Raw genomic sequence first — 9,853 nt, forward strand, 5'->3', positions numbered from 1 at the left:
CATGGGATGAATATCGCGACCCTGAGAAAAGGCGGAATGATGCATCCCGTGAAGAAACTGCGCATCGGGTTGCCTGGGCTGCTGTAAAGAACAAATATGAGAAAGACGAAGAAACAGGTAACTGGAAGAAAAAGAGCGATTGAAAACCCATTTTTAAAAAATAAAGAGAGAAAACGAATGGACCCGGCGGGATTTGAACCCGCGGCCTCTACGTTGCGAACATAGCGATCTACCCCTGATCTACGAGCCCCTGGCAAAAAGATTAGAGAATTATCTCTATATCTAACTTCTCTGCCAGTTCCTTATATCTGTTCCGAATCGTGACCTCGGTGACGCCCGCAACCTCGGCAACCTCACGCTGGGTCCGCCGCTCGCCCGAGAGGATCGAGCTGATATAGATGGCGGCAGCCGCAACACCGGTCGGCCCCCGGCCGCTCGTCAGTTCACGCTCTCCTGCCTGCCTGAGGATCTCAACGGCACGGCTCTGCACCTCACCCTTCAGGGTCAGGCCCGAGCAGAATCTCGGCACATAGTCGATCGGGGAGGTGGGGAGGAGCTTGAGGCCGAGTTCACGGGAGATGAACCGGTATGTCCTGCCGATCTCTTTCCTCGATACACGGGATACCTCGGCAATCTCGTCAAGGGTACGCGGCACACTGCACTGGCGGCAGGCTGCATAGAGGGCTGCTGCTGCAACACCTTCTATTGAACGGCCACGGATCAGGTTCTTGTCAACAGCATCACGGTAGACGACCGCTGCGGTTTCACGGACGTTTCGTGGAAGACCGAGGGCAGATGCCATCCTGTCAAGTTCGGAGAGGGCGAATGCGAGGTTCCGCTCGGTTGCATTCGAGACACGGATACGCCGCTGCCACTTCCTGAGACGGTACAGCTGTGCACGGTTCTTCGAGGAGATGGCACGGCCATAGCTGTCACGGTTCCTCCAGTCGATCATCGTCGAAAGACCCTTGTCGTGGATGGTAAAGGTCATCGGTGCACCGACACGGGAACGCTTCATCCGCTGGTCATGGTCAAATGCACGCCATTCGGGACCACGGTCGATGAAGTCGTCATCAAGCACAAGCCCGCATCCCTGGCAGACGAGTTCGGCCCGCTCATAATCGTGGATGAGCTGTCTGCCTCCACACTCGGGGCAGACCGTCTGGATATGCTCCTCGTGCTTCTGCTTCTCGACAACCACCTCTTTCTGGCGTAATTTCTGTGCTTCTCTCTCGGATTTTAGCTGTTTTAACTTCTCTATCTCCTGCATTTGTTCACCTTCTCCTTCACAAAGAGCTTCTCCCCTTCAAGGACACGGCAATCGTTCTGGCATACGATCGTCGCATAGGGAGCAGCAATATTTCCAAATAAATCAACGATCCGCCCTACCGGTTTCATACGGCTGTCCACCACATCACAGAAGAGCGGAGGCAGCTGGCCCGCATCACACGTGGCAACCAGAAGACGATCACTACAATTACGGTGTATCCGACCTGCAAATTTCAAGTTTCAGCCTCAAATGGAAGATCCGAATACAATTCGGAAACTTTATATAATTATATATTGGTTGTTTGCCATATATAAAAGTATCGACAACCTATAAAAGTCAGAAGCGGTGGAATATACTTCTCTCGGGGCTGAGCACCCGGAGAGCCTCCTCTTCGGTAAGACCCGCACCACGGGCAACAAGCCACCTGCTTTCCTTATTGAGGAGATCACGCGGCTCATGGGCATCAGACTGTACGATCAGTTCGCAGCCGAGCTCGCGTCCAACCATAACGACATGGCCATTTGTCCTGTTATGCCCGTTCCTTGACGTGATCTCAAGATATACCCCATGATCTGCTGCAATCTGTGCATCTTCACGAGAGATCAGGCCGGGATGTGCAAGAATATCAACATCCGGGCAGGAGACCGCTGCGTGATTTGTTCCCGGAGCCACCGGCTCGACGACCGTCTCACCATGCACAAGAACGACATCTGCCCCCATCTCCTTTGCCTCACGCGCAATTCCCATGATCTCTTCCGGAGGCACATGGGTGATCTCAACACCACAGAGGAGATTGACATCAAAGAGCGACGCAGACTTCTTCAGGCGGTTGACAGCACCGATCACCTCCAGAAGGTTGGTCGCATCGACGTGATCCGAGATGGCAACAGTTGAATAGCCAAGAACCGCCATCCTCCGGACCATCTCGATGGGAAGCATATCGCCGTCAGAGAGGGTGCTGTGGCAATGGAAATCGTACATGCCGATCATGATTTCTCCACCATTTTTTGTGCAACCTTTTTGATCAGCGATTCCTTGCTCCCTTTCCACTCAAGGACAACACGGCCTTCTCTCCTGAACCAGTGTGCAGGGTGGGAGTTTGGCTCAATCACAACATTGGTGGCACCAGTTCTCCGGGCGGCACGCTCAATATCCTGGATTTTTGGAGACTTCAGTGCATGCTCACGATCAACTCTTCTCCCTTCGGCACGTGTCAGGGAGTGGTTGAAGTAACAGGGGTACAGGATCCGGCGCGTTCCCATACCTACTAGATTCGCGATGAACCTATAAACAGATCACGCCAAGTACCTCTATGCATCATATCGACATCCATATGGAGAAAGATATTTTTGATGGGAATACCCGTCTTGCCGGGGCAAATGCACGCCACCTCAAAGACCACGGCATCAGGGCCTTTGATCTCCTCGGAGCCATTGGCTCCGGAAAGACCGCGCTCATTGAGAAGCTGGTGCCGCTTCTGCGTGCGCGTGGACTCTCGCCGGGAGCCATTGCAGGCGATGTCTATGGCGATGACGATTTTCAGCGGATTGTGAAGACCGGCATCCCGGCATATAATGCAAATACCGGAAAAGAATGCCATCTGGACGCGCATCTTGTCGAACATGGCCTTCAACATCTCCCCCTTGACGATATCGACATCCTCTTCATCGAGAATGTGGGGAACATGGTCTGCCCGACAGACTTCCAGCTCGGTGCAGAGAAGAGGATCATCGTCATCAGCTCAACAGAAGGCGATGATGTCGTCAACAAGCATCCGATGATGTTTCGGGGTGGCGACATAGCAGTCATCAACAAAGTCGATCTTGCGCCGCTTGTGGGATCCAACCTTGATAGGATGGAAGCGGACATCCGAAAATACAACCCGGAAATGCCAATATTCCGGACAAACCTGAAGACCGGCGATGGTACGGAGGCACTTCTTGATGCCATCCTTGCTGAATAGCCGGTCACAGAAGAACCCAAACTTAAATATCTCGTAAAGTGATATATAGAGAACTCCACTTGGGAAAACCCATACGCGAGATACTATCAGATACGAGGAGAATCAATGCTCTGGCAAGGAAGATCAGTTCGAAAACCATCTGGCGGACGTTACCATTCCGCACAAGGTAAGAAGCGTTTTGAGATCGGAAGATCTCCGGCAGACACCGTCGTCGGAACCACCCGCATCCGCATCATCCGCACCCGTGGCGGCAACAGCAAGGTACGGGCACTCCGTGCAGAATTCGCTTCTGTCTCAGACAGAAAGACAGGAATTACAAAGAAGGTCGCCATTGAGAAGGTTGAGTCAAATACCGCAAACCCGAACTATGTCCGGAGAAATCTTCTCACGAAAGGCGCGATCATAAAGACAGAGATCGGGCGCGCCCAGATCATCTCCCGCCCAAGCCAGGACGGAACAGTCAACGCCGTTCTGATCGAATAATCCCATAATTTTCTTTTTTCATTCTCTTTTACGGGAGCTGTCAATCAACCGGAGATCCATCGATATGATCGGAGATCGGTATCCGGCGAAGCCTCATCAGTCATTTGGGGAGAGAGTTTAAGCCCTGTATCGTCCCATATACGAGTATTATGCGTCGTATCTCCTACCAGTTTCCAAACCGTTGTGATCTCGCCTTCGATCATGATGTTCCATTCTCCCGTGCAATCTCCTCAATATGCAGGATGGATGGAAAGCAGACGAATTTCAGGACTGACCTCGGCCTCTTCAAACGTGAGATAAAAGTTGAGATCGCCTCGGAGAAGACAGGCTTTGAACCTGTCAGAACAGACAACGAGTTCCTGAGAGGAATCAGTGAGCGTGCAGACTTCACGTTCAGGGTGAGAGACACCCTCTTAAAAGGTGACGGGCGGTATCCCGCAGCAGACTATACATTCCTCCTCAGAATTGATGACAAGGGAGGCAGGATTGAATGCTTCATCGTCCATGAGGGGAGATCAGGCGAGATCGACTCACTGGATCTGAAGAACCTGCTGAAAGGTGCACTCAGTTGAGCCTCAAAACGGTCGTGGCAGCAGCCTTCAGGCATCTGAGAAAAGAGCGGCTTCAAAAGGTTGAGTTCATCTATTACATCTCAATCGACCGAAAATGGATGAATAAGGATCAGGCTGCGCTCCTTCTCGAACGGGCACGTGACGAGGGGCTGATCACCCTTGTGGAGGGTGCCTGGGTGCCTGCATTCGATCCCGCCGAAGTGGAGATCCCGCTTGGCTTCAAGCCTTCAGCCGGGGTGCTTGAAAAACATGATCCGGTTGAACGGCTCGTTGCTGAGATCGCACAGAAGGCAGGAGCCGATACAAAATCGATCTACGCCGAGATGAACAGGATCATTTCAGATTCGTTCCATGGCAACCTGATGCCTGAAGCGGCAGTCGTGATCCTTGCCCGGAGATACAAGGTACCTTCCGGGAAGTACAGAGCCGAACTCATCAGTCAGCTCATAGAAAATTCGCCAGAAAAAACAGGATAGAGAAGAGGCTTACTCTTCAGCCTTCTCTTCTTTTGGTTTAAAGATATCAGCAAGAGGAGTAGTTCCGTATTCGACGACCTTCACATTGATCTGGACAAAGTCCTGTGTGATCTCTGATCCGCGGACGGTCTTTCGTCTCCGCTCACCCTTCTTTGTCGGATTAAAGCCGATACCGCCTCCAATAAGGAGGTGGCGGCGGGAAGAGCCTGGAAGCCCCTTTCGTGCGGGAATTCCGGTTTTGTCACTGCCTCCGGTGATCTCAACGCGATACCCGGCAAGACCGATTGCGTTACCATCTATCTGGGCCGAAATTGCCTTTCCGATAAAGGCACCAGCAGCACCTCCACCAGCTACAGTATTGTAGGAGTGGCCGGTCTGTGGGTCTGATACAACAATTTTTAAATCAACCATGTATTGAAACAACTCCTCGTTCTATTTCGAAACCGAAGTACCCATATTGTTTGAGTGTCCGGGTTTATACTACTTACCCCAGAACGGATTCTCCTTCCTCCTGATCATTGCATACTCAGAGAGGGCTTCCTGGGAACTGATATTAATATGAGAGAGCATCTCGGTCTCAAGCACCTTCACATGCCGCTCAGGGATCTGGACATAGAGCGTATCCCCGACATTGATCTGCCTGCCAACCGTCGGGCCATCTATTGAGACGGCGATCTCCATCCCTTCTTTCGCCTCGGTGACAGTTTCCCCTTTATCCTGCATCATCTTGATCGACCCGACAGTGCGGCCGTCAGGTGCCATCAGGTCAACCTTCGGCCTGAGAAGTCCGGCGAGAATCCGTACCCCGACAACAGCAGGCCCGCTCTGCCTGAAGACACAGTTGGGGAGGAGCTGGAACTTTGCAGGCATGACCACCGCTTCAAACTGCTGGGCCTTCTGGCGCCTGATCTGCTCATCGCGCCATTCAGTATAATCATCAATAACCCGGTAGATGATATCCCCGGAGAAGACGACGATATCTGAATACCGGCTATCTTTCAGCATCTCGGAGACATCGGGAAGGATATCGGTATTGAAGCAGAGGATCACCTTATGGAGAGGATCGCGCATCGTCTCAAGCTCGATGATATCATGCCTGCTGACAGGACCCACATCGGCACGCATGATCTCGATCTCCTTTGCCTCCAGTTCTTTTGAGAGCGCCTCCAGCGCCCCGATCGTATCGGCTTTGATACTGATCCCAATGCCCGAGAGGGAGATGTTTGCATCCTGCATCTCGGCATCGATTGCATCGATCACCTCCTGCCGGTTTCCTTTGACTGCCCTGAGGGGCGATCCCGAGATCACGTCATCAAGATTTGGGGCAGAGAGCTTGATTCCGGCTGCCGCGGTCACGGACTTCACCCGTTCGAACCGATCCTCGATTAAGATCTCCTTCATCGGCCTTGGCTTTAGGAGTGAGCGGATCTTTGTGACGATACACCCGTTTGATCCGGCAACAGCAATCTCATCACCGACCGAGAGGGTACCATCATAGAGGATCAGGTCAAGGGTCATCCCAAGGCCCCGCTCCTCCTTCACTTCAAGCACAGTTCCCTGTCCGGGACCCTCAGCAGTGATCCTGAGCGACTCGGTGAGGTACCGCTGGGCAAGGCCGATCATCACCATCAGGAGATCCGGCACACCCTCGCCGGTGATCCCCGAAGACGGGACAATGGCAATATTGCGTGCAAAATCCCTGACGCGATCGTAGCGTTCCGAATTAAACCCGAGATCCGAGAGTGTGCCAACAAGCTCATAAAGGCGGGTCTCAAGGATACCCTGCACCCTTTCATTCTGTTTGGCAAATGTCTTCTGGAAGGGTTCGTTTGGATGAACCCGCCATCCGGGGATCCGATCCACCTTCGTTGCAGCAATGACAAACGGAGTCTTACAGTTTTTCAGGATCTGGAGGGCTTCCTGGGTCTGCTGCTTGAACCCCTCATTGATATCAATAACAAGGATGGCAATCTCCGCAAGTGCCCCGCCCCGCGCCCGAAGGGTGGTGAAGGCGCGGTGGCCGGGAGTATCAATGAAGAGGAGACCGGGGATATTGATCTCGGTTGCAGCCGAAACCCCGCTCATCTCGCGTATTGATTCAATCGGTATCAGTGTTGCCCCGATATGCTGGGTGATGGCTCCGGCTTCCGAATCCACAACCTGGGAGCCCCGGATCTTATCCAGAAGCGATGTCTTGCCGTGGTCGACATGGCCGAGTACACAGACGATCGGTGTTCTGATATTCTTCTTTGCCATTTCTCCATCTCCCTCCGAAAAGCCGTTATATACCGGATAACCCCGAAAAGTGATAGTCTATAACGCATTCGGAGTATTAATATTCTTTTGAGAGCCCTTTATGAATCTGGTATGAGAGATTGGAAGGGGCCAATCCGTTAGGTTAAATAATGTTTACCATCAATTATAATGAGCATTTATGCTAGGGTAGGGTAGCTGGACATCCTATAGGACTGTGGATCCTTTGACCCGGGTTCGAGTCCCGGCCCTGGCCTGAATCACCTTTTTGACACAATTCATTTGTTTCAGGATATCCTCTCTCTGTATCATACGCACAAGGTACAGATCTATCACACGTCGCCGCCCCCTCATATCCCACACCGTTATCTATAAGAGCCCATGCGCTCTTTCATCGCTATGAGATGAAGAAGGTGCATCTCACCAGTCTGGAGTGAATGAAAATGTCTGATGGAACAGAAAAGCCAAAGCCGCAGCTTGTGGGCGAACGTATGGAAACCTGCGAGCTGGACCGGGCAAAGATGTCGCTCATGAACCCAAAAGTGATTCACGAGAAGGTGGAGGAGCGGTCGATCGACGAACTCGCGAAGAAGACGATTGAGCACTGCCTGAAAGAAGGTATAGAGACCGTATGGGACAGGAGCGAGATGCAGGAGCCGCAGTGCAAATGGTGTTCAACCGGCCTCTCCTGCAGCAGGTGTACGATGGGGCCGTGCCGGATCATCCCCGAACGGAACCGCGTGCGGGGCGTCTGCGGAGCAGATGCAGATCTGATCGTCGCCCGGAATCTGCTTGATATGCTCACAACCGGTGCGGCCGCCCATTCCGATCATGGGAGGGAGATTGCAGAAACGCTATTGCTTGTAGGTAAAGGAGAAGGCAGCGGCTATACTATTAAGGACACTGAAAAGCTGTTTGCCATTGCAGAAGAGTACAATATCCCGACTGACCGTGCGGCAATCGAGGTGGCCCACGATCTTGCTCTTGCTTTCCTTGAAGAGTTCGGGACGATCAAAGGTGAATTAGAACTCTGCCGCCGTGCCCCGGATGCCACATACGCCATCTGGGAGCAGGCAGGGATCCTGCCGCGTGGCATTGACCGGGAGATCGTTGAGGCGATGCACCGCGTCCACATGGGTGTCGGGGCACACTACGCCAACATGCTCCTCCATGGTCTGAGAACCGCACTTGGAGACGGCTGGGGCGGATCGATGATCGGGACAGAGGTATCCGACATCCTCTTCGGTACACCGACACCTGTTGAGTCGATGATGAACCTCGGCGTCATCAAGGAGGATCAGGTCAATATCACGCTCCATGGCCATAACCCGATGTTATCGGAGATGATCGTTGAAGCTGCGGAGAGCGAGGCAATGCAGGCCATGGCAAAGAAGAACGGGGCAACCGGCATCAACCTCATCGGCCTCTGCTGTACCGGCAATGAACTGCTGATGCGGCGCGGCATCCCGATGGCAGGGAACCACTTCAACCAGGAGCTTGTGATCGCAACAGGTGCGCTTGATGCGATGATCGTGGATTACCAGTGTATCTTCCCATCACTCCCACGAACCGCAAGCTGCTTCCATACAAAGATCATCTCAACAAGCCCAAAAGCAAAGATACCCGGATCCTATTATGTCGGATTCTCGCCAGAGAATGCCATTGAAGCCGCCGAAATAATCGTCAGGACAGCGGTTGAGAACTTTAAAAACAGGATTCCTGAGAGGATCTTCATACCGGGAAAACCCGTTGCAGTGACTGCAGGCTTCTCGGTGGAAGCGATCACCAAGGCACTCGGCGGAACGCTCCAGCCGCTTGTCGATGCGATCGCAAGCGGGAAGATCAGAGGTGCGGTGGGGATTGTAGGATGCAATAACCCAAAGATCAAGCATGACTATGGCCATGTAACCCTTGCAAAGGAGCTGATCAAGCATGATATCCTCTGTGTCGAAACCGGGTGTGCCGCTGTTGCATCAGGAAAAGCAGGCCTCCTCACACCCGATGCATGCTTCCTCGCAGGGGACGGCCTGAAAGGGATCTGCAAAGCAGTCGGCATACCGCCGGTGCTCCACATGGGCTCCTGCGTAGACTGCTCACGAATCCTTGTCCTTCTGGCAGCTCTTGCAAACACTCTCGGCGTTGGTATCCACCAGCTCCCGGTCGCGGGTGCGGCACCAGAATGGTATTCGCAGAAGGCGGTATCCATAGGATCATACTTTGTTGCATCGGGTGTCTACACCGTGCTTGGACCGATGCCGAATATCAGCGGAAGCCCCGCTGTTATCGATCTCCTTACAAACGGACTTGAAGGCGTGGTGAATGCGAAGTTTGCAGTCGAGCCCGATCCATTGAAGGCAGCAGAACTGATCATCACGCATATTGAAGAGAAGAGGAAGGCGCTTGGCATCTGAGATGAAACAGCCGGCTCAGCTGAGAAGACGGAGAATACAGGGGCCTTTATCCGGTCTCCGGGTGATCGTCACCGGAAAAGGTGGTGTCGGGAAGACCACCTTCACCGCCCTCCTTGCAGGTGAATTAAGACGAAGAGGCCTCTCAGTGCTTGCGATCGATTCCGATCCACAGGAAGATCTCGCGTATTCACTCGGATTCTCTTCCGCTGAGATTGTACCGGTAACAAAGAACAGGGCTTATCTTGAGGAGAAGGTCGGATCCGGAGGGATCATTAATCTCAACCCCGATCTCTCGGACATCGTCACCCGCTGTGGTACCAGAAGAGCAGATGGAATAGGCCTCCTCGTCATGGGAACTGTGGACTCTGCCGGTGGCGGCTGCCTCTGCCCTGAGAATACCATCATCAGGAGTATCGCGAGGCAGG

The 9,853-nt window shown here is 53.0% G+C and carries 13 protein-coding genes and 2 tRNA genes; 8 read left to right on the forward strand and 7 right to left on the reverse strand.

Translation table 11 applies throughout. The features are described 5' to 3' along the window. A partial coding sequence (locus QCH34_RS01945; protein ID WP_300329229.1) for a ChaB family protein occupies positions 1 to 143 on the forward strand: 143 nt, incomplete at its 5' end. Between the two features lie 35 nt (positions 144 to 178). Here the strand turns inward: QCH34_RS01945 and QCH34_RS01950 are convergent. From QCH34_RS01950 to QCH34_RS01970, 5 genes are all read right to left on the reverse strand, one after another. Next, positions 179 to 250 (reverse strand) — tRNA-Ala (locus QCH34_RS01950). 12 nt (positions 251 to 262) lie between these two features. After that, positions 263 to 1,270, reverse strand: a complete 1,008-nt coding sequence (locus QCH34_RS01955) for a transcription initiation factor IIB (RefSeq protein WP_292733884.1) — start codon at positions 1,268 to 1,270, stop codon at positions 263 to 265. Beyond that, positions 1,258 to 1,506 carry an RNA-binding protein gene (locus QCH34_RS01960; protein WP_300329196.1) on the reverse strand — a complete coding sequence of 83 codons (249 nt, stop codon included), beginning with the start codon at positions 1,504 to 1,506 and terminating at the stop codon, positions 1,258 to 1,260. Before QCH34_RS01960 ends, QCH34_RS01955 begins: the two co-directional genes overlap by 13 nt. A 100-nt stretch (positions 1,507 to 1,606) precedes the next feature. Further along, positions 1,607 to 2,260 carry a histidinol phosphate phosphatase domain-containing protein gene (locus tag QCH34_RS01965; protein ID WP_300329199.1) on the reverse strand — a complete coding sequence of 218 codons (654 nt, stop codon included), beginning with the start codon at positions 2,258 to 2,260 and terminating at the stop codon, positions 1,607 to 1,609. After that, the gene (locus QCH34_RS01970) at positions 2,257 to 2,532 is read right to left on the reverse strand and encodes a signal recognition particle subunit SRP19/SEC65 family protein (RefSeq protein ID WP_300329202.1); all 276 of its coding nucleotides are present in this window, start codon (positions 2,530 to 2,532) and stop codon (positions 2,257 to 2,259) included. The genes QCH34_RS01965 and QCH34_RS01970 overlap by 4 nt, the downstream gene beginning before the upstream one ends. A gap of 50 nt (positions 2,533 to 2,582) precedes the next feature. Between QCH34_RS01970 and hypB the strand changes: the two genes are divergently transcribed. From hypB to QCH34_RS01990, 4 genes are all read left to right on the forward strand, one after another. Then, the gene (gene hypB, locus QCH34_RS01975) at positions 2,583 to 3,233 is read left to right on the forward strand and encodes a hydrogenase nickel incorporation protein HypB (RefSeq protein WP_300329205.1); all 651 of its coding nucleotides are present in this window, start codon (positions 2,583 to 2,585) and stop codon (positions 3,231 to 3,233) included. Between the two features lie 105 nt (positions 3,234 to 3,338). Beyond that, the gene (locus tag QCH34_RS01980; RefSeq protein ID WP_300329208.1) at positions 3,339 to 3,716 is read left to right on the forward strand and encodes a 30S ribosomal protein S8e; all 378 of its coding nucleotides are present in this window, start codon (positions 3,339 to 3,341) and stop codon (positions 3,714 to 3,716) included. A 149-nt stretch (positions 3,717 to 3,865) separates the two neighbouring features. Further along, positions 3,866 to 4,288, forward strand: a complete 423-nt coding sequence (locus tag QCH34_RS01985) for a hypothetical protein (RefSeq protein WP_300329211.1) — start codon at positions 3,866 to 3,868, stop codon at positions 4,286 to 4,288. Next, a complete protein-coding gene (locus QCH34_RS01990) occupies positions 4,285 to 4,764 on the forward strand; it encodes a DUF2240 family protein (RefSeq protein ID WP_300329213.1) in 480 nt (159 codons plus the stop codon). The genes QCH34_RS01985 and QCH34_RS01990 overlap by 4 nt, the downstream gene beginning before the upstream one ends. A gap of 9 nt (positions 4,765 to 4,773) precedes the next feature. On the opposite strand, the gene QCH34_RS01995 is transcribed toward QCH34_RS01990, so the two are convergent. Further along, positions 4,774 to 5,175: a 30S ribosomal protein S6e gene (locus QCH34_RS01995; protein WP_300329216.1), complete on the reverse strand. Its 402-nt coding sequence runs from the start codon at positions 5,173 to 5,175 to the stop codon at positions 4,774 to 4,776. 69 nt (positions 5,176 to 5,244) lie between these two features. Next, positions 5,245 to 7,020 (reverse strand): translation initiation factor IF-2, encoded by a 1,776-nt coding sequence (infB, locus tag QCH34_RS02000; RefSeq protein WP_300329219.1) that lies wholly within the window; start codon positions 7,018 to 7,020, stop codon positions 5,245 to 5,247. Positions 7,021 to 7,200: 180 nt separating this feature from the next. On the opposite strand from infB, the gene QCH34_RS02005 reads away from it, so the two are divergent. The 3 genes from QCH34_RS02005 to QCH34_RS02015 form a co-directional block, all read left to right on the forward strand. Beyond that, positions 7,201 to 7,273 (forward strand) — tRNA-His (locus QCH34_RS02005). A gap of 187 nt (positions 7,274 to 7,460) precedes the next feature. Then, the gene (gene cooS / locus QCH34_RS02010; protein ID WP_300329223.1) at positions 7,461 to 9,428 is read left to right on the forward strand and encodes an anaerobic carbon-monoxide dehydrogenase catalytic subunit; all 1,968 of its coding nucleotides are present in this window, start codon (positions 7,461 to 7,463) and stop codon (positions 9,426 to 9,428) included. A 1-nt stretch (position 9,429) separates the two neighbouring features. Further along, positions 9,430 to 9,853, forward strand: a 424-nt coding sequence (locus QCH34_RS02015; protein WP_300329226.1) for an AAA family ATPase, incomplete at its 3' end; no start/stop codon positions are given.

This window comes from Methanocalculus sp. (assembly GCF_029762515.1).
Taxonomy (GTDB): Archaea; Halobacteriota; Methanomicrobia; order Methanomicrobiales; family Methanocorpusculaceae; genus Methanocalculus.

Bases quoted from the DNA above. Each gene is read 5' to 3' on its own strand.
- QCH34_RS01955 (WP_292733884.1), bottom strand. From the start codon at position 1,270: ATGCAGGAGATAGAGAAGTTAAAACAGCTAAAATCCGAGAGAGAAGCA.
- QCH34_RS01965 (WP_300329199.1), bottom strand. From the start codon at position 2,260: ATGATCGGCATGTACGATTTCCATTGCCACAGCACCCTCTCTGACGGC.
- QCH34_RS01970 (WP_300329202.1), bottom strand. From the start codon at position 2,532: ATGGGAACGCGCCGGATCCTGTACCCCTGTTACTTCAACCACTCCCTG.
- hypB (WP_300329205.1), top strand. From the start codon at position 2,583: ATGCATCATATCGACATCCATATGGAGAAAGATATTTTTGATGGGAAT.
- QCH34_RS01980 (WP_300329208.1), top strand. From the start codon at position 3,339: ATGCTCTGGCAAGGAAGATCAGTTCGAAAACCATCTGGCGGACGTTAC.
- QCH34_RS01985 (WP_300329211.1), top strand. From the start codon at position 3,866: ATGCGTCGTATCTCCTACCAGTTTCCAAACCGTTGTGATCTCGCCTTC.
- QCH34_RS01995 (WP_300329216.1), bottom strand. From the start codon at position 5,175: ATGGTTGATTTAAAAATTGTTGTATCAGACCCACAGACCGGCCACTCC.
- infB (WP_300329219.1), bottom strand. From the start codon at position 7,020: ATGGCAAAGAAGAATATCAGAACACCGATCGTCTGTGTACTCGGCCAT.
- cooS (WP_300329223.1), top strand. From the start codon at position 7,461: ATGTCTGATGGAACAGAAAAGCCAAAGCCGCAGCTTGTGGGCGAACGT.